The 24202-nt window shown below is 71.7% G+C and carries 22 protein-coding genes and 1 pseudogene; 17 read left to right on the top strand and 6 right to left on the bottom strand.

The features are described from left to right. The first annotated feature begins 167 nt into the window (after nt 1-167). Nucleotides 168-566 carry an SseB family protein gene (locus ACFY2L_RS25460; protein WP_390657673.1) on the top strand — a complete coding sequence of 133 codons (399 nt, stop codon included), beginning with the start codon at nt 168-170 and terminating at the stop codon, nt 564-566. 157 nt (nt 567-723) lie between these two features. Further along, complete coding sequence (locus ACFY2L_RS25465; RefSeq protein WP_390823455.1) at nt 724-1815, top strand: hypothetical protein; 1092 nt, start codon at nt 724-726, stop codon at nt 1813-1815. Between the two features lie 55 nt (nt 1816-1870). Here the strand turns inward: ACFY2L_RS25465 and ACFY2L_RS25470 are convergent, their stop codons facing one another. The 6 genes from ACFY2L_RS25470 to ACFY2L_RS25495 all read right to left on the bottom strand — a co-directional run bounded on the left by ACFY2L_RS25470 (nt 1871) and on the right by ACFY2L_RS25495 (nt 7080). Next, nucleotides 1871-2272 carry a MarR family winged helix-turn-helix transcriptional regulator gene (locus tag ACFY2L_RS25470; RefSeq protein ID WP_390657675.1) on the bottom strand — a complete coding sequence of 134 codons (402 nt, stop codon included), beginning with the start codon at nt 2270-2272 and terminating at the stop codon, nt 1871-1873. Nucleotides 2273-2338: 66 nt separating this feature from the next. Beyond that, entirely contained in the window at nt 2339-2686 is a 348-nt protein-coding gene (locus tag ACFY2L_RS25475; RefSeq protein ID WP_390657676.1) for a VOC family protein, read from the bottom strand. Between the two features lie 170 nt (nt 2687-2856). Further along, on the bottom strand, nt 2857-3891 hold the full coding sequence (locus tag ACFY2L_RS25480; RefSeq protein WP_390657677.1) for a LacI family DNA-binding transcriptional regulator: 1035 nt from the start codon (nt 3889-3891) through the stop codon (nt 2857-2859). Further along, nucleotides 3888-4793, bottom strand: coding sequence for a carbohydrate ABC transporter permease (locus tag ACFY2L_RS25485; RefSeq protein ID WP_390823456.1), 906 nt, complete (start codon nt 4791-4793; stop codon nt 3888-3890). Before ACFY2L_RS25485 ends, ACFY2L_RS25480 begins: the two co-directional genes overlap by 4 nt. Next, the gene (locus tag ACFY2L_RS25490) at nt 4790-5764 is read right to left on the bottom strand and encodes a carbohydrate ABC transporter permease (RefSeq protein ID WP_390657679.1); all 975 of its coding nucleotides are present in this window, start codon (nt 5762-5764) and stop codon (nt 4790-4792) included. The genes ACFY2L_RS25485 and ACFY2L_RS25490 overlap by 4 nt, the downstream gene beginning before the upstream one ends. Further along, nucleotides 5761-7080: an ABC transporter substrate-binding protein gene (locus ACFY2L_RS25495; RefSeq protein ID WP_390657680.1), complete on the bottom strand. Its 1320-nt coding sequence runs from the start codon at nt 7078-7080 to the stop codon at nt 5761-5763. Before ACFY2L_RS25495 ends, ACFY2L_RS25490 begins: the two co-directional genes overlap by 4 nt. Nucleotides 7081-7309: 229 nt before the next feature. Between ACFY2L_RS25495 and ACFY2L_RS25500 the strand changes: the two genes are divergently transcribed. The 15 genes and pseudogenes from ACFY2L_RS25500 (at nt 7310) to ACFY2L_RS25570 (ending at nt 24137) form a co-directional block, all read left to right on the top strand. Next, complete coding sequence (locus ACFY2L_RS25500; protein WP_390823457.1) at nt 7310-9331, top strand: beta-galactosidase; 2022 nt, start codon at nt 7310-7312, stop codon at nt 9329-9331. Nucleotides 9332-9461: 130 nt separating this feature from the next. Beyond that, a complete protein-coding gene (locus tag ACFY2L_RS25505) occupies nt 9462-11030 on the top strand; it encodes an arabinogalactan endo-beta-1,4-galactanase (protein ID WP_390657682.1) in 1569 nt (522 codons plus the stop codon). A 216-nt stretch (nt 11031-11246) separates the two neighbouring features. After that, the gene (locus ACFY2L_RS25510; protein WP_390657683.1) at nt 11247-11534 is read left to right on the top strand and encodes an ArsR family transcriptional regulator; all 288 of its coding nucleotides are present in this window, start codon (nt 11247-11249) and stop codon (nt 11532-11534) included. A 156-nt stretch (nt 11535-11690) separates the two neighbouring features. Next, nucleotides 11691-12659: an SMP-30/gluconolactonase/LRE family protein gene (locus tag ACFY2L_RS25515; protein ID WP_390823458.1), complete on the top strand. Its 969-nt coding sequence runs from the start codon at nt 11691-11693 to the stop codon at nt 12657-12659. 78 nt (nt 12660-12737) lie between these two features. Beyond that, nucleotides 12738-13190, top strand: a complete 453-nt coding sequence (gene crcB, locus ACFY2L_RS25520) for a fluoride efflux transporter CrcB (protein ID WP_390823459.1) — start codon at nt 12738-12740, stop codon at nt 13188-13190. Beyond that, nucleotides 13190-13570, top strand: coding sequence for a DUF190 domain-containing protein (locus ACFY2L_RS25525; protein WP_390657686.1), 381 nt, complete (start codon nt 13190-13192; stop codon nt 13568-13570). Before crcB (ACFY2L_RS25520) ends, ACFY2L_RS25525 begins: the two co-directional genes overlap by 1 nt. Continuing rightward, nucleotides 13567-13932, top strand: coding sequence for a fluoride efflux transporter CrcB (crcB, locus tag ACFY2L_RS25530; protein ID WP_390657687.1), 366 nt, complete (start codon nt 13567-13569; stop codon nt 13930-13932). Before ACFY2L_RS25525 ends, crcB (ACFY2L_RS25530) begins: the two co-directional genes overlap by 4 nt. Nucleotides 13933-14014: 82 nt before the next feature. Next, a complete protein-coding gene (locus ACFY2L_RS25535; protein WP_390657688.1) occupies nt 14015-14851 on the top strand; it encodes an undecaprenyl-diphosphate phosphatase in 837 nt (278 codons plus the stop codon). 171 nt (nt 14852-15022) lie between these two features. After that, entirely contained in the window at nt 15023-15700 is a 678-nt protein-coding gene (locus ACFY2L_RS25540; RefSeq protein WP_390657689.1) for a FadR/GntR family transcriptional regulator, read from the top strand. Further along, nucleotides 15697-17136, top strand: a complete 1440-nt coding sequence (locus tag ACFY2L_RS25545) for an amino acid permease (protein ID WP_390823460.1) — start codon at nt 15697-15699, stop codon at nt 17134-17136. The genes ACFY2L_RS25540 and ACFY2L_RS25545 overlap by 4 nt, the downstream gene beginning before the upstream one ends. Before the next feature lie 44 nt (nt 17137-17180). Continuing rightward, nucleotides 17181-18197: an asparaginase gene (locus tag ACFY2L_RS25550; RefSeq protein WP_390657691.1), complete on the top strand. Its 1017-nt coding sequence runs from the start codon at nt 17181-17183 to the stop codon at nt 18195-18197. A 674-nt stretch (nt 18198-18871) separates the two neighbouring features. Next, nucleotides 18872-20281 (top strand): aspartate ammonia-lyase, encoded by a 1410-nt coding sequence (gene aspA, locus ACFY2L_RS25555; RefSeq protein WP_390657692.1) that lies wholly within the window; start codon nt 18872-18874, stop codon nt 20279-20281. 56 nt (nt 20282-20337) lie between these two features. Then, nucleotides 20338-21267: a glutaminase gene (locus ACFY2L_RS25560; RefSeq protein WP_390657693.1), complete on the top strand. Its 930-nt coding sequence runs from the start codon at nt 20338-20340 to the stop codon at nt 21265-21267. Nucleotides 21268-21330: 63 nt separating this feature from the next. Next, nucleotides 21331-22767 (top strand): annotated as a pseudogene (gene mptB, locus ACFY2L_RS25565) (polyprenol phosphomannose-dependent alpha 1,6 mannosyltransferase MptB); the annotation flags it as partial. Continuing rightward, the gene (locus tag ACFY2L_RS25570) at nt 22764-24137 is read left to right on the top strand and encodes a glycosyltransferase 87 family protein (RefSeq protein ID WP_390823461.1); all 1374 of its coding nucleotides are present in this window, start codon (nt 22764-22766) and stop codon (nt 24135-24137) included. The pseudogene mptB and the gene ACFY2L_RS25570, both read left to right, overlap by 4 nt. Nucleotides 24138-24202 lie beyond the last annotated feature (65 nt).

Raw genomic sequence — 24202 nt, forward strand, 5'->3', positions numbered from 1 at the left:
CTCCCCTCGGCCGGTCTCCTCGCCTCCCCTCCGCCCCGGCGCGGCCGGGTCAACCCCGGGGAGCGAGGGGATTGATCCTCGCCCCGTCGGGTACGCGTGGCCGGACCCCGCCCGGAGGGAATGCTTCCGGAGCGGGCCGTACGACCGCCGCGACGAGGGGATCTGCCATGGAGACGCCCGCCCACGACCGCAAGGCCAACCCCGCCCAGTGGGCGCTGGACGCGCTGGCCCGGGACACCGAGGACACGACGGCCCTGGACACGCTCGCGCACTGCGACGTGCTGGTGCCCGTGCCCGACGACGCCACCGACGAGGACGTCACCAACCCCGCGACGGTGGCCCTGCCGGTGCTGGAGAACCCCGGCGGCGCACCCGTCGTACCGGTGTTCACCTCCGAACCGGAGATGGCCGGACTGCTGCCCGGTGTCGACCGCTACCGTCTGGTGCCCCTCGGCGCGCTCGCCGCGCAGTGGCCGGCCGAGGAACTGTCGCTCGCGATCGACGCGGCCGGCGAGCACCCGCTGACGCTCACCTCCGAAGGAGTACGGACCCTGCTCGTCAGGTGAGCCGGAGACCCGGAGCGGGACAGAGGATCCCGCACGGACCGAAGACCTCAGCCGGCGGAGGGCGCCGGAGCACGCGGGCCGCGGGGCCGGCCGCTCCGGCGCGAACCGCTGCACGGAGAGAACGGTCCGCCCCGGGCACGTGATCCAGAATGACCGCATGATCTGGCTCTCCGGCGTGGCCGGCGGACTCGTGCTCGCGCTGGTCCTCGGCAGCATCCTGCGGACCCTCGTCGTACCGCGCGGCCTGTACTCCGTGGTGGTGTACCGGCTGTGGTGGACGCTGCGCCGCCTGCTGCACCTGGCCGCCCTGCGCCGCGGCTACGAGGCCATCGACCGTCTGCAGGCCTGGCTCGCCCCGCTGATGCTGGTCGGCATGCTGGGGATCTGGCTGGTCGGTGCCCTGATCGGGTACGGCCTGCTGCTGTACGCCCTGTCCCCGCTGGACTGGACCACCTCCTTCCGGGAGGCCGGCTCCAGCCTCTTCACCCTGGGCTTCGCCGGCGGCGCCCGCCTGCGACTGACCGGCCTCGACTTCGCCGCCGCGATCACCGGCCCGGTCGTCATCGCCCTGCAGATCGCCTACCTCCCCACCCTCTACGCCGCCTACAACCGCCGTGAGCTGGAGGTCACCCTGCTCCAGTCCCGGGCAGGCGAGCCCGCCTGGGGTCCGGAGATCCTCGCCCGGCAGTGGCTCGTCGACACCGAGACCGCCCTGCCCGAGCTGTACCGGGCCTGGGAGCGGCTGGCCTCGGACATGGGGGAGAGCCACTCGACGTACCCCGTGCTGCTCGCCTTCCGCTCCCCGCGCCCGCACCGCAGCTGGCTGGTCGGGCTCATCGCGGTGATGGACGCGGCGGCCATGCAGCTCGCGCTGACACCGCGTTCCGCCCCGCCGGAGGCCCGGCTCGTGCTGCGCGCCGGATTCACCGCCCTGCGGGACATCGCCCGCTCGATCCGCTTCACCTTCGACTCCGACCCCTCGCCGGACGCCCCGGTCCGCCTGACCTACGTCGAGTTCGACGCGGCGGTGTCGATGCTGGAGTCGGCCGGCTTCCGGGCCGAACGCGACACCGAGGAGGCATGGCCGCACTTCAAGGGCTGGCGGGTCAACTACGAGGCGCTCGGCTACGAACTGTGCCGCCGCTGCGACGCGGTCCCGGCCCTGTGGACAGGGCCGCGCGACTTCCCGTCGGCGCCGATCCCCCCGCGCCGGCCGGCGGACCGCAGGCCGGGGGAGACACGGTCGTAGGCAGACGGCGCCTGCCGGGCACGGCCAGGTGATCCGTGGGAAGGACGCACGGGGATCAGGCCCGGGAAGCGCCGCCCAGCATCCGCTCCAGCACCGCCCGCTGCAGCGGCAGCACCTCGGAGTGCAGGTCACGGCCCTTCCGGGTGAGGGTCACGTACACCCCGCGCCGGTCCTCCACGCAGACGGCACGCTCCACGAGACCGTCCTTCTCCAGCCGGCCGATGAGGCGGGACAAAGCGCTCTGGCTGAGGTGCACCCGCCCGACGAGGTCCTGCACCCGGCACTGGTCGCCCCGCAGGGGCGCCTCGGCGGCGAGGACGTCGAGCACCTCGAAGTCGCTCGCGCCCAGGCCGTGCGGGTGCAGCGCGCGGTCGATCTCGCACATGGTGCGCGCGTGCACCGACAGGATGTCCCGCCACCGTTCCTCGAGGCCCGCCCCGGCCGTCTTCGCTGCCATACCCGCACGGTAACACCGTCTCCGCCTTTCCTTGACAGTGCAACTAGTGCGGATGCAAGCAGTTCGCTACGAGGGGTCCTGGAGCAGCCCCACCAGGTTGCCGTCCGGGTCCTTCACGGAGGCGATCAGCCGGCCGTTGCCGACGTCGTGCGCGTCCTGGAGCAGCTCCGCGCCCGCCGCCAGCAGCGCCGCGAGCCGCTCGCGCAGATCCGTGACGTGCCAGTACGGAACCGGGCCGGTCATGCCCTTGCCGTGCCCGTTCGGGTCGAGGCCGACGTCCTGGCCGGCGGCCTTGAAGCCGACGTAGTAGGGCTCGTCCGCATACGGCTCGACCTCCAGCAACGCGCTGAACACGGCCTTCGCCCGGTCGAGGTCCTTGACGGGGTAGATGATCGTCTGCAGTCCGTCAGCCATGGCTGGTCACTCCTCGCTGGTGCGTGCCGCCGACGGGATCGTCGGCGTCGGTGGTTTCACGCTAGGCCGAGGGCAGGGGAGGACGCTTCTCGAATCCTGACCGGATCGTGGGGCACGGCACAGCACGGAAACGGGGGCCGGTCCTCGTGACCGGCCCCGCCGGCGATCCGTCAGGTCGACTCCCGCTTCACCAGCTCCGTCGGCAGGATCACCGCCGCCGGATCCTCACCGCCTATCTGGGCGAGCAGCACGCGCACCATCTCGGCGCTGATCCGGTCGTAGGGCTGACGGATCGTGGTGAGGGGCGGGGTGGCCTCCGTCGCCGCGACGGAGTCGTCGAAGCCGCCCACGGACACGTCCTCGGGAACCCGGCGGCCCGCCTGGTGCAGCGCGGTCAGGGCGCCCTGGGCCATGAGGTCGGACGCCACGAACACGGCGTCCATGTCCGGCGCCTGCGCCAGCAGCCGTTCGGCGCCCGCCTGGCCGCTGGCCCGGCTGTAGTCGCCGGAGACGATGAGCCGCTCGTCGACCTCGATGCCCGCTTCCGTGAGCACCTCCTTGTAACCGGCGAGGCGATCGACTCCGCCCGGGGTGTCCAGCGGGCCGCTCACCACGCCGATGCGCCGGCGGCCCAGCGACAGCAGGTGGCGCACCATGTCACGGGCGCCGTCCCGGTCGTCCGCGGCCACGTAGCTCACCTTGGAGCGGAGCCCCATCGGCTTGCCGCACTGGACGAGAGGCACCCCCGCCTCGCGCAGTTCCTCCGCCACCGGGTCCCCGGAGTGGCTGGAGACCAGCAGCACCCCGTCGACGTGACCCGCGGTGATGTACCGCGTGATGCGCCGCCGCTCGTCCTTCGTGCCCGCCAGCATCAGCAGCAGCGGGATGTCGTGCGCCGCCAGGGCCTGGGTGCACCCACTCAGCAGGACGTTGAAGTTGGGGTCCTCGAAGAACCGCTCCTGGGGCTCCGTCAGCAGGAAGCCCACGGAGTCCGAGCGGCCGGTGATCAATGAGCGGGCGTGCCGGTTCACGACGTAACCCGTCTTGCGGATCGCGGCGTTGACCGCCTCCGCCGCGGAGGGACTGACGTAGTGCCCGCCGTTGAGCACCCGAGAGACGGTGCCCCGGGAGACCCCTGCCTCCCGGGCCACGTCGTGGATCGTCGGCGGTTTGCGCCGGCCCCCCGCACCATTGCTCATGGTCATGACTTTACGGCCCCGGACAGCAGATCCAGACTCCAGAACTGCTGGACCACCAGGAACAGCGCCACCAGCGGGATCACGGCCAGGAACGCCCCGGTGATCACCAGCGTGTACAGCGCGGGCTGGTTCGAGCCCTGCTCCAGCAGCGTGTACAGACCCAGCGTGATCGGGAACCTCTCGTCGTCGCTCAGCATGATGTACGGCAGCAGGAAGTTGTTCCACACCGCCACGAACTGGAACAGGAACACCGTCACCAGCCCGGGCACCATCATCGGCAGCGCGATCCGCGTGAAGATCCGCCACTCGCCCGCCCCGTCCATCCGGCCCGCCTCCACCACGTCACCGGGCACGGCCGCGGCCGCGTAGATGCGCGCGAGGTACACGCCGTACGGGGAGAGGATCTGCGGCAGGAGCACGGACCAGTACGAGTCGGTGAGGTTCGCCTGGGCCAGCAGGAGGTACTGCGGGACGGCCAGGATGATCGGCGGCATCAGCACGCCCGCGAGCAGGATGTTGAACATCGACTCACGGCCGCGGAAGCGGTAGGTCGCCAGCGCGTACCCGCTGAACGCCGACACACAGGTCGACAGCAGCGCGCCGAGGCCGGCGTACAGGGCGGAGTTGCCCAGCCACTTCCAGTAGACGCCGTCGCGGTAGGAGCTGAGGTCCTTGATGTTGTCGGCGAAGCCCGTGCCCGGCAGGAAGGTGAACGTGGAGAACAGCTCACGGCCGGACTTGGTGGAGGCGATCACCACCCATGCCACGGGCAGCAGGCAGTAGACCGCGCCCAGCAGCAGCGTGATCGTCGGCACCAGCGCGACCCGGCCGCGCAGCGGCGGGCGGCTCCGCGCGGCGCCGGTCGCACCGGCCGCCGACGGCGCCTTGTGGACGGCAAGAGAGCTCACAGTGCTGCCTCCTGCTTGTTACGACGGTTCGCGGCCCGCAGGAAGCCGAACGACAGCACCAGCGTGGCGAGGGCGATGATCACGGCCTCGGCGGCCGCCTGGTAGATGTCGCCCGTGCCGAACGCGTCCCGGTACACCTTCATCAGCGGACTCCAGGTCGTGGACACGGAGTTGGTGAGCGGTTTCAGGGTGGTGGGCTCGTTGAACACCTGGAGTGTGGCGATGATCGAGAAGAAGAAGGTCAGCACCAGCGAGGGCGCCACCATCGGGATCTTGATCCGCAGCGCGATCTGCAGCGGGGTGGCGCCGTCCAGCTTCGCCGCCTCGTAGACCTCGGCCGGGATGGCCTGCAACGAGGTGTAGATGACGATCATGTTGAAGCCGGTGCCGCCCCAGACCGCGATGTTGGAGAGGGCGAGGTACAGGGGACCGCCGTCCAGCAGGTCCGGCTGCGGCAGGCCCAGCTTCTCCAGCACGAAGTAGAAGGGGCTGACGTCCGGCAGGTACAGGAAGCCCCACAGCAGCGCCGCCACCACGCCGGGGATGGCGTACGGCAGGAAGATCGCGAGCCGGGTGAACGGGGCCAGCCGCACCTTCTCGGAGTCCAGCATCAGCGCGAACAGCAGGGCCAGGCCCAGCATCACCGGGACGACGACGCAGCCGTACCCGAGGACGCGCAGCGCGCCGTTCACCAGCTCGCTGTCGGTGAAGGCGTCGGTGTAGTTCTCGATGCCGGCCCAGACCTCCTTCCGGGCACCGGCGCCCAGGCCGAGCCCGGACACCTTCACCTTGTGGAAGCTGAGCCAGACCGCGTACCCGATGGGCAGGGCGAAGAACAGGGCGAAGAGGAGTGTCGCGGGGAGGAGGAAGAAGTAGGGGGCGCTTCGCGCTCGTCTGAGGGCACCGGCGGGAGACGGGAGGGCGTACGGGGCCTCCTCGACCCCGTACGACGTCCGGCGTGCGGTGGTCACTCGGAGACCTCGAAGCCCTGCTTCTCGAGGTCGGCGACCGTGTCGTCCTGCATCTCGTCCAGGGCGGCGGAGAAGTCGGACTTGTTCTTCGCGGCGGCGCCGAAGGCGTCCTTGAAGGTCTGGTAGGCCACGTTCACGTTCGGGCCCCAGGCGGAGGGCGCCGTCGTCTTCGCGATGCCGGCGGCCAGCGTGTAGAAGTCCGGCTGCGTCGAGAAGTACTCCGGCGGGGTGGAGAAGGCGCCGCTGATCTGGGCGTTGGTGGCCGCCGGGTAGATGCCGCTCTCCTTGGCCAGCGCCTGCAGGGCCTCGTCGTCGGTGTTCAGCCAGGCGGCGAACTCGGCGGCGGCCTCCTGGTGCTTCGAGTCCGTCGTCACGGCCGTGGAGGAGCCGCCCCAGCTGCCGGTGACGTTCTCGTTCGCCGACCACTGGGGGAGCGGGGCCATGGCCCACTTGCCCTTGGTGTCGGGCGCGGCGGTGGTCAGCGTGCCGGGCGCCCACACGGCCGACACCCAGGCGATCTGCTTGCCGGTGTTCAGCGCCTTGTTCCAGGCCGGGGTGTACATCGGCTGGTTGTCGATGGCGCCCTCCTTGACGAGGCCGCCCCAGAAGTCGGCGACCTTCTTGGTGGCCGCGTCGTTGATGCCGACCTTCCACTTGTCGCCGGAGGTGGTCCACCACTGTGCGCCGGCCTGCTGGGCGAGGCCCGCGAACAGACCGGAGTCGTTGGCGGAGAACGTGGTGAGGTCCGTGTCCGGCGCCTTCTTCTTCAGCGCGCGGGCGGTCTCGGCGAACTCGTCCCAGGTCGTCGGGACCGTCAGGCCGTACTTCTTGAAGAGGTCGGCGCGGTAGTAGAACATCATCGGGCCGATGTCCTGCGGCACCGCGTAGACCGCGTCCGTGCCCAGCGTGGTCTGCTGCCACACACCGTCGGCGAACTTGCTCTTCGCGTCCCCGACGTTCTTCGCTATGTCCGCCAGCGCGTCATTGCTGACCAGCGTCGGCAGCGCCTGGTACTCGGCCTGGACCAGGTCGGGCGCCTTGCCCGCCTTGTGCGCGGTGAGGATCTTGGTGACCAGCGTGTCGCCGGACGCCTGCTTCTTCACCGTGACGGTGATCCGGTCCTTCTTGCCCTGGCCCTTGTTCCAGAGGTCGACGACCTTGTCCATGCCGGGCGTCCAGGTCCAGTACGTCAGCGAGACCGGACCGGACTCGGCCTTGCTGTCACCGTCGGACGAGCCGCAGGCGGCGAGGGCGGTGCTGCCGAGAGCGACGGCAACAGCAGTTGCCACGAGGCGACGGCGCTTCGTGTTGGGCATGGATCTCTCCCCTGACCTGGGTCCCCGCCGGGTGCGGAAACCTGCCATGCGAATGGCACGACCTGGGTCCCCGCCCGTCGCGGGGCCCCGTCATGCTGTCTGTGAGCGTTCACAGTAGAGAAACATCCCGGACACTTGTCAATGGTTGTTGCTGTGCGGTTATGTTGGGCTCCGAACGCCGCCGCAGTGTGTGCACGTTCCCAAATGATCGATTAAACGGGAGACATCCATGCCGGAGACCACCCCCAGGGGCCTCACCAGGCTCGCCTTCGGTGGGGACTACAACCCCGAACAGTGGCCGGAAAGCGTCTGGCAGGAGGACGTCCGGCTGATGCGGGAGGCCGGCGTCACCATGGTGAGCGTCGGGATCTTCTCCTGGGCCCTGCTCGAGCCCTCGCCCGGGGTGTACGACTTCGGCTGGCTGGACCGGATCATCGGCCTGCTGCACGAGAACGGCATCCGCGTCGACCTGGGCACCCCCACCGTCGTCCCGCCGGTCTGGTTCTACCGCGCCCACCCCGAGGCGCTGCCCGTGACGTCCGAGGGCGTGCGCTACGAGTTCGGCTCCCGCGGCGCCATCTGTCACAGCAACGCGGACTACCGCGCGGCGGCCGCGGCGATCACCACCCGGCTCGCCGAGCGCTACGGCGACCACCCGGCGCTCGCGATGTGGCACGTGCACAACGAGTACGGCGTCCCCGTCTCCGCCTGCTACTGCGACTCCTGCGCCGCCCACTTCCGCCGCTGGCTGGAGACGACGTACGGCACGGTGCAGGCGGTGAACGAGGCCTGGGGCACCGCCTTCTGGGGCCAGCGCTACGCGAGCTTCGAGGAGATCAACCCGCCGCGTGCCACCCCGACCGTCGGCAACCCGGGCCAGGCCCTCGACTACCGGCGGTTCGCCGACGCCACCATGCGCGAGAACTTCTGCGCGGAGCGCGACATCCTGCACCGCCTCGCGCCCGGCGTCCCCGTCACGACCAACTTCATGACGGCCCTCAGCCAGTGCGACTCCGTCGACTACTGGGCCTGGGGCCGCGAGGTCGACATCGTCACCAACGACCACTATCTGATCACCGACGGCCGCCGTACCCACGTCAATCTGGCGATGGCCGCCGACCTGACCCGCTCGGTCGCGGGCGGCGCCCCCTGGATCCTCCTCGAACACTCCACGTCGGGCGTCAACTGGCAGCCGCGCAACCCGGCCAAGGCCCCCGGCCAGATGGCCCGCAACTCACTCGCCCACGTGGCCCGGGGCTCCGAGGGCGCCATGTTCTTCCAGTGGCGGCAGTCCCGGCGCGGTGCCGAGAAGTTCCACTCGTCGATGGTCCCGCACGGCGGCACCGACACACGCGTGTGGCGCGAGGTCGTCGAGCTCGGCGCCTCCCTCGACTCGCTGGCCACGATCCGCGGCACCCGCACCGAGGCCGACGTGGCCGTGCTCTGGGACTGGCACTCCTGGTGGGCGCAGAACCTCGCCTGGCGCCCCAGCGAGGACCATGACGCCAGGGAGCGCGCCGACGCCTTCTACGAGGCGCTCTACGACCGCCACCTCACCGTCGACTTCGCCCACCCCGAGTCCGACCTGTCGGCGTACCCGCTGGTCGTGGTGCCCGCCCTCTATCTGACGACGGAGGCGGCCGGGAACAACCTCAGGGAGTACGTCGAGAACGGCGGCACGCTCGTCGTGTCGTACTTCTCCGGCATCGTCGACGAGCACGACGCCGTCCACGAGGGCGCCTACCCGGGCGCGCTGCGCGACGTCCTGGGCCTGACCGTCGAGGAGTTCTCCCCGCTGCTCCCGGGCCAGGACGTGCGCCTGACCGGTCCCGACGGCTCCGAACTCGGCGGCGACGTGTGGACCGAGTTCGTGGTGCCGCGCGGCGCCGAGACCGTCTGGACGTACGCCGACGGCCTCACCGCGGGACACCCCGCCGTCACCCGGCACCGCCTCGGCGAGGGCACCGCCTGGTACGTCTCCACCCGCCTCGGCCACGAGGGCCTGGACGCCCTCATCGGCTGGGCCGCCGAGGACGCCCGGCTCGCCCCCCGCGCCGACCTGCCCCGGGACGTGGAGGTCGTGCGCCGCTCCGGCGAGAGCGGCAGCTACCTCTTCGCCGTCAATCACACCGCCACCGACGCCAAGGTGCCGCTGGAGACGCCCGGCACCGAGCTGCTGACGGGCGAACGCGCCGCCGGCCGCCTCGCGGTCCCGGCGGGAGCCGTACGGGTCGTCCGACTCGACGGCTGAGCCGACTCCCCCTCCGCCCGTGGAGCCGCGAGCCGCGGGCGGAGGGGGCCCCTCACGAGAGAGCCCCCGCGGGGCGCCCACCTCGGGAGGGAACCCCATCCCCATCACGTCGAAGGGACGACGGACGACGATGTTCCATCCCAGACGCACCCTCAGAGCCCTGCTCCTGCCGCTCGTCGCGGGGCTCGCCCTCACGGCCCTGCCCGCGCAGACCGCCCAGGCGGCCGCCACGCTCAGCAACGGCGGCTTCGAGTCCGACGGCACCGGCACCGCCACCCCGTCCGGCTGGTCGACGTACTCGGCGGCCGGGCAGAACTCCGCCTCCTTCACCGAGTCCGGTGGCCACGGCGGCAGTTACCGTCTGACCCACTGGGCGTCCACCGCCTACAAGGTGGAGACGTACCAGTACCTGTCCGGGCTGACCAACGGGTACCACACCCTCACCGCCTGGGTCCGCTCCGGCGGCGGCCAGAACTCCGCCTACATAGCCCTGAAGAACTGCGGCAGTTCGGAACAGCGCACGGACCTGCCGGTGTCGGCCAGTGGCTGGGTCCGGATCGTCACGTCGGTCAACGTGACGAACAACCAGTGCACGATCAGCATCAACAGCGACGCGAAAGCGGGCAACTGGATCAACGTCGACGACCTGACCTTCACGTCGGGATCGACCGGCCTGTCCGTCAAGGGCTCCGACATCTCGTCGCTCGCCAAGAGCGAGGCCCTCGGCGGCGTCTACCGGACCAGCTCGGGCACCACCGGCGACGCGGTCACCATCCTCAAGAACGCCGGCATGAACTACGCGCGCCTGAAGGTCTGGGTGAACCCCGCCGACGGCTACAACAACAAGACGCGCGTGCTGGCGATGGCCAAGCGGGTCAAGGCCGCGGGCATGAAACTGCTGGTCGACTTCCACTACTCGGACACCTGGGCCGACCCGGGCAAGCAGACCAAGCCCTCCGCCTGGTCCGGCCACTCCTACAGCCAGCTGAAGACGGACGTGTACAACCACACGTACGACGTGCTCAACGCGCTGAAGGCACAGGGCACCACGGCCGACATGGTGCAGGTCGGCAACGAGATCAACGGCGGCATGCTGTGGTCCGAGGGCTCCACGGACAACTGGTCGCAGCTCGCCGGGCTGCTCAACTCCGGCTACAGCGCGGTGAAGGCCGTCTCCTCCGGCACACAGGTCGCACTGCACCTGGCCAACGCCGGTGACGACGCCACCGTCCGCTGGTGGTTCGACAACGCCAAGACGTACGGCATCACCTACGACGTGATCGGCCTGTCGTACTACGGCTACTGGCACGGCTCGCCGGCCGCCGCCCAGACCACCCTCGACGACGTGGCCTCGCGCTACGCCAAGCCGGTGTTCATCGCCGAGACGGCCTACCCCTTCCGTCTCGACAGCGACGACTCGCTCACCAACCAGATCGACACCACCGGTGAGCTGGTCTCCGGCTACCCGGCCAGCGCGGCCGGCCAGCTGGCGTGGATGAACGCCGTCGCGAACATCGTGGAAGCCGTTCCCAACGGCCGCGGGCTCGGTGTCTTCTACTGGGAGGCCACCTGGACCGCCGTCAGCGGCAACGGCTGGGACCCCGCCGACGCCACCTCGGGCAACGGCTGGGAGAACCAGGCCCTGTTCGGCTACGACGACAAGGCCCTGTCCTCGATGGCGTGGTTCAGCCACCGCTGACCACGTCACCCGGTGAACCGGGGGCCCGGCCGCACCCGCGGCCGGGCCTTTCCGCGTCGCGGCGACCGTGTCCATGGGGCCTCCTGATCCGAACACCCCTCCATGACAAGGGTGTTCGATCCCAGCCAAGCCTTCACAAGTTCCCTACACGGCGCCCCAGACTGCGCAAGAGTGGGGAGCCGCGGCACGAGGAGGCCCGGACGGAGGGGGACGACGATGCTGAGGACTCCCGTCGGTGAGCGGCGGCTCGACATCCTGGAGTGGCTGAAGGAGCCGGCCCGGCACTTCCCGCCCCAGCGGCACGGCCACCTCGCCGACGACGGTGTCACCGCCGACGCCATCGCGGCGAAACTCGGAGTGCGCCGCCGGGTGGCCGACACCCACCTCACCCTGCTCACCGACCTCGGCCTGCTGCGCGCCACCCGCGTACGCCGGCGCGTCTACTACCGGCGCGACGAGGTGCGCATCGCCGAGGTGGCGCGCATGTTCGAAAAGGGATGGTGAAGGGCGGGCGGAAGGGACGCCCGGGCACGCCGTGCGGCGGGGCGGCACCACGGAGAACCGTTTCCGGAAAGCCCCGGCAAAACACCACGGGTACGGCCCGTCGCCGACACCCCTGCCTGCGAGGATGGCCACTTCCTCCAGGAAGGACGGAACCTCATGGACCGTCGGACGGCCCTCGTCCCGACCAGCTACCTCACTCTCCCCGGTCACGGCCCCGAAGACGTCGTGGCCGACCCCGGAGGACGTGTGCTGACCGGGGTGGCGGACGGACGGATCCTGCGGATCGACGGCCTGGACGACCCGTCCTCGGCCCGCGTCGAGCACATCGGCGAGATCGGCGGCCGTCCCCTCGGCCTCGAACTCCTCCCGGACGGTGACCTGCTGGTCTGCGACGCCGACGGCGCTCTGCTGCGCCTCGACCCCGAGCGCGGCCCCGGCAACGTCCGCGTGCTGACCGAATCGGCGGCGGGGGAGCGGCTGCGGTTCTGCAGCAACGTCGTCGCCCTGCCCGACGGCACCGTCTACTTCACCGTCTCCAGCCGGGTCCACCCGTTGCGCGACTGGATGGGGGACATCGTCGAACACACCGGCACCGGCCGCCTGCTGCGCCTCGAGCCGGGCCGGCGCGAGGCCGAAGTCGTCCTGGACGGGCTGCAGTTCGCCAACGGCCTGGTCCGCGGCGCCGACGACTCGTTCCTGGTCGTCGCCGAGACCGGCGCCCGCCGCCTCACCCGCTTCCACCTCACCGGCCCCCGCGCCGGCCAGGCGGAACCCCTCGCCGAGAACCTGCCGGGTTTCCCCGACAACATGTGGCGCGGCGCTCCCGACGGCCCGATCCGGGTCGCCCTGGCCGGCCCTCGCGTCCCACCCCTCGACCTCCTCCACCGCGCGGGCCCCGCCGCACGCCGCCGTGCCGCCCGCGTGGCCCTGCGCGCGCCCTTCCGCCCCTCGGGCACGACCGGGGTCCTCGCGGTCGACGACGAGGGCCGGATCCTCGAACACCTCACCCGCCGCCGCTCCGGCTTCCGCATGGTCACCAGCGTCTGCGAGACCGGTGGCCGCCTGGTCCTGGGCAGCCTGTGGGAGCGCGGGATCGCCGTCTGCGAGGCGCCCGTGACCAAGTGAGACGGCGCTACGCTGGTGCCCGGCCGTGATCGCCCCGGAGAACAGCGGCGGTCAGGGACCGGTCAGGAGACGTACGACATGACAGCCCCGCAGGCCGAGAGCCTCCGCACCGGCGCCCCCCGCGGGACCACCGGGAGCGGCCGGCTCCCGGTGGTCGCCGTGGTCGCCGTCGGGGGCGGGATCGGTGCCGCCGCCCGCTACGCCGCCACGCTGTGGTGGCCCACACGCACGGGCGGTTTCCCCTGGACCACCCTCGGGGTGAACGTCGTCGGCTGCGCGGTGATCGGTGTCTTCCTGGTGCTGATCACCGAGGCCCTGACCGTCCACCGGCTGGTGCGCCCCTTCTTCGGCACCGGTGTCCTCGGGGGTTTCACGACCTTCTCGACGTACGCCGTCGACATCCAGCGGCTGGTCGACGCGGGCCGCCCGGGCGCCGCCCTCGCCTACCTCGCCGCGACCCTGTGCGCGGCACTCGCGGCCGTGTGGCTCGCGGCGACCGCGACGCGCCGGCTTCTGCTGTGGAGGCAGTGATGACGAGACTGACCGGCAACGCCCTGCGCCTGACCGTCTTCGTCGGCGAGAACGACACCTGGCACCGCAAGCCCCTCTACACCGAGATCGTGCACCGCGCCCGCGCGGCCGGACTGGCCGGCGCCAGCGTCTTCCACGGCGTCGAGGGCTTCGGCGCGTCCTCGCTGATCCACACCTCACGGCTGCTCTCGCTCAGCGAGGACCTGCCCGTCGCCGTGGTCGTCGTCGACACGGAGGACCGGGTGCGGGCCTTCCTGCCCCAGCTCGACGAGCTGGTCACGGAAGGGCTGGTGGTCCTCGACGAGTGCCATGTCGTGCGGTACGCGGGCCGTGGAGCGAACCAGGGCGAAGCGGACACGGAGGGTAAGAAGTCGTTGTGAACTGGTGGGTCGTCGTCGCGGGCGGCATGATCGGCGCCCCTCTGCGCTATCTGACCGACCGCGCGGTGCAGTCGCGGCACGACTCGGTCTTCCCCTGGGGCACCTTCGCCGTCAACGTCACCGGCTGTCTGATCCTCGGCATCCTCACCGGCGCCGGCGCCGTCGGCCCCGACCTGCGGTTGTTCCTGGGCACCGGCCTGTGCGGGGCGCTGACGACGTACTCGACGTTCTCGTACGAGACGCTGCGGCTGACGGAGACGGGCGCGGGCCTCTACGCTGCCGCCAATGTCCTCGGGAGCGTGCTGGCGGGCCTCGGGGCCGCGTTCGCCGGGGTCGCGATAGGCCAGGCGGTGTGGCCGTAGCCGGTCCGCCGCGCCACGCCCGCCAGGATTCGCCTGGTAGGACTGTCCACCGCAGTTGTCGACCCACGCAGAACTGGATTCCATGAGCGCCATCTCCGTCGGCCAAGCCGTCGTCCTGGGAGCCGTCGAGGGAGTGACCGAGTTCCTCCCCGTCTCCTCCACCGGCCATCTGAAGATCACCGAGGGCCTGATGGGCATCCCGGTCGACGACGACGCCGTCGTCGGGTTCTCCGCCGTGATCCAGGTCGGCGCGATCGCCGCCGTGCTGGTGTACTTCCGCAAGGACATCACCCGGATCGTGTCGGCCTGGTTCCGGGGCCTGCGCCACCGCGAGGAGCGCGTCCACCACGACTACAAGTTCGCCTGGTGGGTGATCTACGCGACCGTCCCGATCGTCGTCGTCGGTCTCGCCGCCAAGCCGCTCATCGAAGGCCCGCTGGCCTCCCTCTGGGTGGTCGCCGGTTCGCTGATCGTCGGCAGCGGTGTGATGTGGGCGGCCGACCAGATGGGCCGGCACAAGCGCGGCGAGGACGACACCTCCTTCAAGGACGCGATGCTGGTCGGCAGCTCCCAGATCCTGGCGCTGCTCTTCCCCGGCTTCTCCCGCTCCGGCGCCACCATGTCCACGGCGCTCATCCTCGACCTGGACCGGGTCGCCGCCACCCGCCTGTCCTTCTTCCTCGGCATCCCGGCGCTGACCGGCGCGGGCCTGTACGAGCTGAAGGACGCGCTCGGCACCGGCGCGGGCGCGGCCCCGCTGGTCGTCGGCACCGCCGTCTCCTTCGTGGTGGCCTACGCCTCCATCGCCTGGCTGCTGAAGTTCGTCGCCAAGCACTCCTTCAACGCCTTCGTGATCTACCGGATCGCCGTCGGCGTCCTGCTGTTCGGGCTGCTCGGCACCGGTGTGCTGAGCGGCTGAACTCCGTTCCCCTCCGCGCTCTCGGGGCGGGAAGTCTGTTTTCAGGCTTCCCGCCCGCTGAATTTCTCCTTTCGTCGACCTTGACACCACCGGCACGTGACCCGGAACATCTCTCCCGTGAACCTGTCAGACAGCCAGACAGGTGGCAGGGCACCGCGGCGCGTCAGCGCCATGGAAGCGGTTCTCGGCCATCTCCGTGGCGCCATCGAACGCGGCGAATACGCCATCGGCGACAAGCTCCCCTCCGAGGCGGAGCTCTGCCGCACCCTCGAGGTGTCCCGGCCCGTCCTGCGCGAGGCCCTGCGCGCCCTGCAGACCATGGGCCTGACGGTCGCCAAGACCGGCAAGGGCACCTTCGTGATCGCGAACACCGTCGAGGACCCCACCTTCGGCGACTACGCGGCCAGCGACCTGCTGGAAGTGCGCCGTCACGTCGAGATCCCGGTCGCCGGGTACGCGGCACGGCGCCGCACCGCGGAGAACCTGGACCACCTGGCCCATCTGCTCGACCGCATGGAGCGGGAGACGGACACCACCGCGTGGGTCGCGATGGACACCCTCTTCCACCTGGCCGTCGCCGAAGCCGCCCAGAACCCGGTCTTCCGCCGGGTCATCGAGGAGATCCGGGACGCACTGGCGCGTCAGTCGGCCTTCCTCAACGAGCTGGGCGGCCGGCGCGAGCAGTCCAACCGCGAGCACCGGGCCATCGTCGAGGCGCTGATCGACGGTTCCGAGCACGACGCGGTGGAGGCCATGAGCCACCACCTCGACCGCGTCGAGACGACCCTCACCGACATCGTGCGTTCCCCTGGCACGAACAATCCCCTGGAAGGCGGACCCGAGGCGTGAGCGAACAGCACCTCAAAGACGAGACGCGCCCCTCGTCCCGTCACGTCGACGCCGGAGACCACGGCTACAGCAAGTCGCTGAAGCACCGGCACGTCAACATGATCGCCATCGGCGGCGCCATCGGCACCGGCCTCTTCCTCGGCGCGGGCGGCCGGCTCGCCGACGCCGGACCCTCCCTCTTCGTCGCGTACGCCGTCTGCGGCGTCTTCGCCTTCCTGGTCGTGCGCGCCCTCGGCGAGCTCGTCCTGTACCGCCCCTCCTCCGGCGCCTTCGTGTCGTACGCCCGAGAGTTCCTCGGCGAGAAGGGCGCGTACACGGCCGGCTGGATGTACTTCCTGAACTGGGCCACCACCGGCATCGCCGACATCACCGCGGTGGCCACCTACACCCACTACTGGGGCATGTTCTCCGACATACCCCAGTGGGTGATCGCCCTGATCGCCCTGGCCGTCGTCCTCACCGTGAACCTGATCTCGGTGAAGATCTTCGGCGAACTGGAGTTCTGGTTCGCCATCGTGAAGGTCAGCGCGCTGGTGGTCTTCATGTGCATCGGGATCTTCCTGCTGGTCACCCAGCACCCGGTGGACGGCACCACCCCCGGCCCCTCCCTGATCACCGACCACGGCGGCGTCTTCCCCAACGGCCTGCTGCCCATGCTGCTGATCATCCAGGGCGTGGTCTTCGCCTACGCCTCGGTCGAGCTGGTCGGTGTCGCGGCGGGCGAGACCGAGAACCCCGAGAAGATCATGCCGAAGGCCATCAACTCGATCATGTGGCGCGTCGGTCTGTTCTACGTCGGCTCCGTCATCCTGCTGTCGATGCTGCTCCCGTGGAACAAGTACACGGCCGGCGAGAGCCCCTTCGTCACCGTGCTGTCCAACATCGGCGTCCCCGCGGCGGGCGGCGTGATGAACCTCGTCGTCCTGACGGCGGCGATGTCCTCCCTCAACTCCGGCCTCTACTCCACCGGCCGCATCCTGCGCTCCATGGCCGTCAACGGCTCCGCACCGAAGTTCACCGCGAAGATGAGCCGCAGCCAGGTGCCGTACGGCGGGATCCTGCTCACCAGCGGGATGTGCGTCCTGGGCGTCGGCCTCAACTTCGTGGTCCCGGCGGACGCCTTCGAGATCGTCCTGAACTTCGCCGCCCTCGGCATCCTCTCCACCTGGGGCATGATCATGATCTGTCACCTCCTCTTCTGGCAGAAGACCCAGAAGGGCGAGCTGACCCGCCCCGGCTACCAGCTGCCGGGCTCCCCCTGGACCGAACTGGTGACGCTGTTCTTCCTCGCCTCGGTCCTGGTCCTCATGTACGCCGACGGCGGCGCCGGACGCACCACCGTGCTGTGCCTGCCGCTGATCGTCGGAGCGCTCGTAGCGGGCTGGTACGCCATCCGCGGCCGCCTCGCGCGCACCTCGGCCAAGGCCGACGCGTGAACCCGGCGCCGGCCCCCGACAACCCACAAGTGATCCAGGCAGTGATGTACAGCAGTTCTCTCGCGGACGCCCCCGTGATCCGTGAACCCCTCCATGTGCCCGTCGCCCATCTCGTCCGCGGCGGGGTGACCGAGGGCGTCCACCACGGCTCCGTCGTCGTCCTCGGCGCGCGGGGTGAGGTCGACTTCCAGCTCGGCGACATCGAGGCCGCCTTCTACCCGCGCTCGGCGCTCAAGCCCGTCCAGGCCGTGGCCATGCTGCGGGCCGGACTGCCGCTCGACGGCGCGCTGCTCTCGCTCGCCGCCGCCAGCCACTCCGGCGAGGAACGCCATCTCGCCGGGACCCGGCAGATCCTCGGCCTGGCGGGCATCACGGAGGACGACCTGCGCAACGTCGAGGACATGCCGTACGACCCGGCGGTCCGCGACGCGTGGATACGGGAGGGCCGCGCGCCCTCCCGCCTGGCCCAGAACTGCTCCGGCAAGCACGCGGCCATGCTGTACACCTGCAAGCTCAACGGCTGGTCCCTCGACGGCTACCTCGACCCGGAGCACCCGCTCCAGCAGGCGATCGCCGAGATCGTCGAGGACCTCACCGGGCAGCGGATCGCACGGGTCACCGTCGACGGGTGCGGCGCCCCTCTCTTCTCCGTCTCCCTGCACGGCCTCGCCCGGGCCGCCGCCCGCATCACCACCGCGGCCCCCGGCACCCCCGAGGCCCGGGTGGCGGACGCGATGCGCGACCACGCCGAGATGGCCTCCGGCTCCGGCCGGGACGTGGCCGCCCTCATGCGGGCCGTGCCCGGCCTGCTGGCGAAGGACGGTTTCGAGGGCGTGGAGGTCGCCGCCCTCCCGGACGGCCGCGCCGTCGCCGTCAAGATCTCCGACGGCGCCGACCGGGCGCGTGTCCCGGTCACCGCGGCGGCCCTGGCCCGGGCGGGGGTGGACCCCGCCCTGCTCACGGAGTTCGCGGGCGAACCGCTCCTCGGCGGCGGCGTACCGGTCGGCTCGATCCGCCCGGTGCGCGCCCTGGACCCCCTCACGGTGCGGGCCTGCGCCTGAAGGCTCCGGTGACCACCGAGTGTGCGCGGTGGTCACCGGCGGACCCCGGATCCGGACCCCGGATTCGGATCCGGATCCGGATCCGGTCGCGCGCGGGCCGGGTCCGCCCGGTCGGCGCACGGCGCACGGACCGGACCCGTTCGGCCGGCGCATCCACCGCCGACCGAACCCCTGCGGCAGGCGCACCGGCCGCCGACCGCATCGTCGCGGCCGGTGTGCCGACCGCGGGCCGGGTCGTCTCGGCCGGGGTGTGGACCGCGGGCCGGGTCCCCCGGCCGGCGGGCCGGATCCCTTGGTCGGCGGGCCGGATCCCTTGGTCGTCGTGCTGATCGCGGACCGGATCCGTTCGGTCGGCGCATGGACCGTGGGCCGAAGCCCCCGGTCGGCGCGCCGACCATGGGCCGGATCCGTTCGGTCGGCGCATCCACCGCCGACCGAATCCCCGCTCGGCGCATCCACCGCCGAGCGGATCCCCGTCGGCGCATCCACCGCCGACCCCCGCCGGCGCATCCACCGCCGGCCCCCGAACCGCCGGTCCGGTCACCACCGGACCGGTGCCACGACCGGCCCGGGCGGACGACACCCCGTACCGCCCGGGCCGGCCACCAGCCCACCCGACGTCACCTGCTCCTCACCCCACCCCCCACCTCACCTCAGAAAGAGGCCGCACCCTCATGACCGCCGCCACCCGCAGCGAACACGATCTGCTCGGAGACCGGGACGTCCCCGCCGACGCCTACTGGGGCATCCACACCCTGCGCGCCACGGAGAACTTCCCGATCACGGGCGCCACGATCTCCGCCTATCCGCACCTCGTCGACGCCCTCGCCGCCGTCAAGGAGGCCGCCGCCCTCGCCAACGAGGAACTCGGTCTGCTGGCGCCCGAGAAGGCCGCCGCGATCGTCGCCGCCTGCCGGGAGATCCGCGGGGGCAGGCTGCACGACCAGTTCGTCGTGGACGTCATCCAGGGCGGTGCCGGCACCTCGACCAACATGAACGCCAACGAGGTCGTGGCGAACCGCGCCCTGGAGCTGATGGGCCACGAGAAGGGGCAGTACCGGTTCCTGCACCCGAACGAGGACGTCAACCTGGGCCAGTCGACCAACGACGTCTACCCGACCGCCGTCAAGGTGGCGACGGTCTTCGCGGTGCGGGGACTGCTCAAGGCCATGGCGGTGCTGCAGGACTCGTTCGCCCGCAAGGCCGTCGAGTTCCGCGATGTGCTCAAGATGGGCCGTACACAGTTGCAGGACGCGGTCCCCATGACGCTCGGTCAGGAGTTCTCGGCGTACGCCGTCATGATCGACGAGGACCGCAACCGTCTCGACGAGGCCGTCCAGCTGATCCATGAGATCAACCTGGGAGCCACGGCGATCGGCACCGGCCTCAACGCCCCCGCGGGCTACGCCGAGGCGGCCCGCCGCCACCTCGCCGCCATCACCGGCCTGCCCCTCGTCACCGCCGCCAACCTCGTCGAGGCCACCCAGGACTGCGGCGCGTTCGTCCAGATGTCCGGCGTGCTGAAGCGCGTCGCCGTCAAGCTCTCCAAGAGCTGCAACGATCTGCGGCTGCTGTCCTCCGGGCCGCGTGCGGGCCTCGGCGAGATCAACCTCCCGCCCGTGCAGGCCGGTTCGTCCATCATGCCGGGCAAGGTCAACCCGGTCATCCCCGAGGTCGTCAACCAGGTCGCCTTCGAGGTGATCGGCAACGACGTCACCATCACCATGGCCGCCGAGGCCGGACAGCTCCAGCTCAACGCGTTCGAGCCGATCATCCTGCACTCCCTGTCGGAGAGCATCACCCATCTGCGCGCCGCGTGCCTCACCCTCGCCGAACGCTGCGTGGACGGCGTCACCGCCAACACCGAGGCACTGCGCGCGAGTGTCGAGAACTCCATCGGCCTGGTCACCGCCCTCAACCCGCACATCGGGTACACGGCGGCCACCGACATCGCCAAGGAGGCCCTCGTCACCGGCCGCGGGGTCGCCGAACTCGTCCTCGAGAAGGGCCTGTTGCCCGCCGATCGACTCGCGGACCTGCTGCGCCCCGAGGTCGTGGCGGGCAGCGGCGCCCCCCTCGTATGACCCCTTCCTGACCTGCGGTGACGCGCCGGAACCGGCCCGGAGGCACAATAGTGATCATGACAACGACGTCGTCCCTGACCTTCCAGCCGGTCCTGGAGCGCATCGCCGAGGAGATGGAGCGCACACCCGGCCGCGGCCGCCCCGCCGACTACATCCCGGCGCTCGCCGCCCGCGATCCCCGCAGCTTCGGCATGGCCGTCGCCGAACTGGACGGCACGGTGTACGGGGTGGGGGACTGGCGCGAGCCGTTCTCCACCCAGTCCATCACCAAGGTCTTCACCCTGGCCCTCGACCTGGCCCGCGAGGGCGACGCGCTCTGGGAGCACGTGGGCCGCGAGCCCTCCGGCAACCCCTTCAACTCCCTGGTCCAGCTGGAGTACGAGAACGGCATCCCGCGCAATCCCTTCATCAACGCGGGCGCCCTGGTCGTCACCGACCGCCTCCAGACCCGCAGCGGGGACGCGGCCGGGGAACTCCTCGCCTTCCTGCGCGCCGAGAGCGGCAACGCCACGCTCGACTTCGACGAGGAAGTCGCCGCGTCGGAGTCCGCGCACGGCGACCGCAACGCCGCGCTCGCCCACTTCATGGCGTCCTACGGCAACATCGACAACCCGGTGCCGGTCCTCCTCGGCCAGTACTTCCGCCAGTGCTCGCTCACCGCCTCCTGCGCCGACCTGGCCCTCGCCACCACCTTCCTCGCCCGCCACGGCATCCGCGCCGACGGCACCCGCCTGCTCACCCGCAGCCAGGCCAAGCAGGTCAACGCGGTGATGCTGACCTGCGGCACCTACGACGCGGCCGGCGACTTCGCCTACCGGGTCGGGCTGCCCGGCAAGAGCGGGGTCGGGGGCGGCATCATCGCCGTCGTACCCGGCCGCTGCACCCTGTGCGTGTGGAGCCCGGGCCTGGACGAGCGCGGCAACTCGGTGGCCGGCGTCGCGGCCCTGGACCGCTTCACGACCCTCACGGGGCTGTCCGTGTTCTGACCCGGGTGCCGCGCACACACCGGTCACACACCTGCCCCCGGGCCGAGGGCGGCGCGTCAGGTTCCGGCCACCCGGCGTCGACACGCTGACGGAATGTCGGCCATGGCCTTCCCCGTCGATCTCCGCCGCTGCCAGGTGCTGGGCCTGGCCGGTACGTCCGCTCTCGCGCTGGGCGGCGAGAGCGCCGGCGCGCTGCCCGCGCGGGAACTCCTGGCCCCCTCGTCGGTCCACGCCGTACTGGGCCTGGTCGGCGTGTACTTCGGGCTGGTGCTGCTGACCGTGGCCTGGGTGCTGCTCGGCCGCCTCGTCCGCGGCGCGGACCCGCCGGCTCCGCGCGCCCTCGTCCTGGTCCTCGCCGTCTGGGCGGCGCCGCTGCTGATCGGACCGCCGCTGTTCAGCCGGGACGTCTACAGCTACCTCGCCCAGGGCGCCATGGTGGACGCTCACATCGACGTGTACGCGCACGGACCCGCCCGGCTCGGCGGCCCGCTCGCGGCGGAGGTCGCCCCGCTGTGGCGGCACACCTGCGCTCCGTACGGCCCGGTCTTCATGGCGGTCGCCTCCGCGCTGTCCGGCCTGACGAAGGGGGAACTGCCCGCCGGGCTGATCGGGATGCGGCTGGTCGCGCTGTGCGGCGTGGCGCTGATGGCGGCGGCGCTGCCCCGTCTGGCCCGGCACAGCGGTGCCGACCCGGCCGCCGCGCTGTGGCTGGGCGTCCTCAACCCGCTGGTGCTGCTGCACCTGGTGGCGGGCGCCCACAACGACGCGATCATGCTCGGTCTGCTCGGGGCCGGACTGGTCGCCGCGCTCGCCCGCCGCCCCGTTGCGGCGGCCGTCCTCGTCACGCTCGCCGGCCTGGTCAAGGCACCCGCCGTCCTCGGCCTCGCGGCGGTCGTGGTCCTGGCCGTGCGCGCGGGCCGGCGTCCCGCGCGGGCCCTGCTGACCACCCTGGCGGCCTGCGCCGCCACGACGGTCGCCGCGACCGCCGTCGCGGGTACCGGATACGGCTGGATCGCCGCACTGAACACCCCGGTGTCCCCGCAGAACTGGGCCCTCACCAGCCTCCTCGGCCGCGCCACCGGCGCCCTGCTGCACCACCTCGGCAGCGACCTGGCCCCGCTGGCCGTCCCCGCCTGGCACGCGCTGGGCCTCGCGGTCACCGCCGCAACCCTGGTCGCCATTTGGTGGCGGCTGCGCCCCCGCCCGGTGTATGCGCTCGGCCTGAGCCTCGCCGCCGTGGCCGCCTTCGGCCCGGCGATCCGCCCCTGGTACGCGCTGTGGGGCCTGTTCCTCATCGCCGCCGCGGCCCCCAGCACCTCCGTGCGGCACCGCTTGGCGGCCGTCGCGGGCGTCCTCGCCCTCGCCGTGCTGCCCGACGGCGGCCCCGCCGACACCGGCCGGCTGGTCCTCGCGGTCTCCGGTGGCGCGCTGGCCGTGGTCGTCCTGTGGCAGGCCCGCCTGGCCGCGCCGGCCCCGGTCGCCGTGGGACGTACGGCATGAGGGCACCCGCCACGGACCGAGGCCGTCTGCTGCTGCTCGGCTGTCTGGTCGCCGCCGTCGTCCTCTTCACCGCGACGGTCCCGCTGCTGCGGGACTGGTTCGATCTGCGCGTCTACTACGGCACCGTCGACAGCTGGGTCCACCACGGGGGACGCGTCTACGACTACCGGGTGCCCGGCACCCCGTACGGCTTCACCTATCCGCCGTTCGCGGCCGTCGCCATGCTGCCGATGGCGTTCATCGGCCCGCGGACGGCGATCGCGACCGCCCTGCTGCTCGATCTGGCGGCGCTCGCGGTCGTCGTACACGTGCTGGCCGGGCCGGTGTGGCGGCGGTACGGCTGGTACGGCGCCGTCCTGGCCGGCTGTGTCCTCGCGCTGTTCGAGCCGCTGCGGGACACCGTCAGCTTCGGCCAGGTCAATCTGCTCCTGCTGGCCCTGGTGCTGGCCGACTCCTGGCTGCTGGCGAGCGGCCGGGGCCGCTGGGCCGGTGCCGGGATCGGGCTCGCGGCCGCGGTGAAGCTCACGCCCGCGGTCTTCATCGGCCTGCTGCTCGTGGCCGGGCGCCGGCGCGCGGCCGCGGTCGCCGCGGGCGTCGCGGTGGCCGCGACGGCGTGCGCGGCCCTGGTCGCCCCCGACGCCTCGGGCGTCTACTGGACGCGCGCGGTCTGGGACACCAGTCGCGTGGGCCGGCTCGACTATGTCTCGAACCAGTCGCTCCAGGGCGTCCTGGCCCGGCTCGGCGTGGAGAGCCGGGCCGTGTGGGCGGGGCTGGCCGTGGTGGTGCTGTGCGTCTGGGCCCGGCGGGCCCGTCGGGCGGTGGACGCGGGGGACTGGCGGGCGGCCTTCGCGCTCACCGGCGCCACCGCCTGCCTGGTCAGCCCGGTCACCTGGGTGCATCACCTGGTGTGGCTGCTGCCGTCCTTCGCCGTCCTGGTCCGAGCAGGGCGTCCGCGCCTCGCGGGCGCCCTGTACGCGGTGCTGTGCACCAGCGTGGTGTGGCTCTGGTCCGACGACGCGTCCGGCGTCGACGGCTTCCTCGGCGGCAGCACGTACACCTGGGTCACGCTCGGTCTGCTGCTGTGCCTTCCGGTGGGTCATCTCCGTGCCGAGCGCCGGCCCGCGCACCACAGTCCCAGCGCGACGGCCGACCCGCCCAGTACGGCGGCCCCGGCGATCGCCGCCGCCTCCGCCAGGCCGGGACGGCCCTCGTCCTCGGCCGCCGCGACGACGGCCGGGGCGGCCACCGGCTCCGCCACGGGGCCGGGCGCGGGACGGGGCCGGGCGCGCAACGCGTCCAGCGAGCCCACCGGATCGACCCGGCCGCCGGCCGCGAACCCCCAGTCCAGCAGCGCGCGCGCCTCCTCGTAGACGGCGTAGCCTCCGCCCGCCTGCGGGTTCATCACCGTCACCAGGAGCGTGTGCCCGCCCCGGCG

This window comes from Streptomyces sp. NPDC001381, from assembly GCF_042895685.1.
Taxonomy (GTDB): domain Bacteria; phylum Actinomycetota; class Actinomycetes; order Streptomycetales; family Streptomycetaceae; genus Streptomyces.

Coding starts and splice junctions, on each gene's coding strand:
- ACFY2L_RS25460 (WP_390657673.1), top strand. CDS start 168: ATGGAGACGCCCGCCCACGACCGCAAGGCCAACCCCGCCCAGTGGGCG.
- ACFY2L_RS25465 (WP_390823455.1), top strand. CDS start 724: ATGATCTGGCTCTCCGGCGTGGCCGGCGGACTCGTGCTCGCGCTGGTC.
- ACFY2L_RS25470 (WP_390657675.1), bottom strand. CDS start 2,272: ATGGCAGCGAAGACGGCCGGGGCGGGCCTCGAGGAACGGTGGCGGGAC.
- ACFY2L_RS25475 (WP_390657676.1), bottom strand. CDS start 2,686: ATGGCTGACGGACTGCAGACGATCATCTACCCCGTCAAGGACCTCGAC.
- ACFY2L_RS25480 (WP_390657677.1), bottom strand. CDS start 3,891: ATGACCATGAGCAATGGTGCGGGGGGCCGGCGCAAACCGCCGACGATC.
- ACFY2L_RS25495 (WP_390657680.1), bottom strand. CDS start 7,080: ATGCCCAACACGAAGCGCCGTCGCCTCGTGGCAACTGCTGTTGCCGTC.
- ACFY2L_RS25500 (WP_390823457.1), top strand. CDS start 7,310: ATGCCGGAGACCACCCCCAGGGGCCTCACCAGGCTCGCCTTCGGTGGG.
- ACFY2L_RS25505 (WP_390657682.1), top strand. CDS start 9,462: ATGTTCCATCCCAGACGCACCCTCAGAGCCCTGCTCCTGCCGCTCGTC.
- ACFY2L_RS25510 (WP_390657683.1), top strand. CDS start 11,247: ATGCTGAGGACTCCCGTCGGTGAGCGGCGGCTCGACATCCTGGAGTGG.
- ACFY2L_RS25515 (WP_390823458.1), top strand. CDS start 11,691: ATGGACCGTCGGACGGCCCTCGTCCCGACCAGCTACCTCACTCTCCCC.
- crcB (WP_390823459.1), top strand. CDS start 12,738: ATGACAGCCCCGCAGGCCGAGAGCCTCCGCACCGGCGCCCCCCGCGGG.
- ACFY2L_RS25525 (WP_390657686.1), top strand. CDS start 13,190: ATGACGAGACTGACCGGCAACGCCCTGCGCCTGACCGTCTTCGTCGGC.
- ACFY2L_RS25535 (WP_390657688.1), top strand. CDS start 14,015: ATGAGCGCCATCTCCGTCGGCCAAGCCGTCGTCCTGGGAGCCGTCGAG.
- ACFY2L_RS25540 (WP_390657689.1), top strand. CDS start 15,023: ATGGAAGCGGTTCTCGGCCATCTCCGTGGCGCCATCGAACGCGGCGAA.
- ACFY2L_RS25550 (WP_390657691.1), top strand. CDS start 17,181: ATGTACAGCAGTTCTCTCGCGGACGCCCCCGTGATCCGTGAACCCCTC.
- aspA (WP_390657692.1), top strand. CDS start 18,872: ATGACCGCCGCCACCCGCAGCGAACACGATCTGCTCGGAGACCGGGAC.
- ACFY2L_RS25560 (WP_390657693.1), top strand. CDS start 20,338: ATGACAACGACGTCGTCCCTGACCTTCCAGCCGGTCCTGGAGCGCATC.
- ACFY2L_RS25570 (WP_390823461.1), top strand. CDS start 22,764: ATGAGGGCACCCGCCACGGACCGAGGCCGTCTGCTGCTGCTCGGCTGT.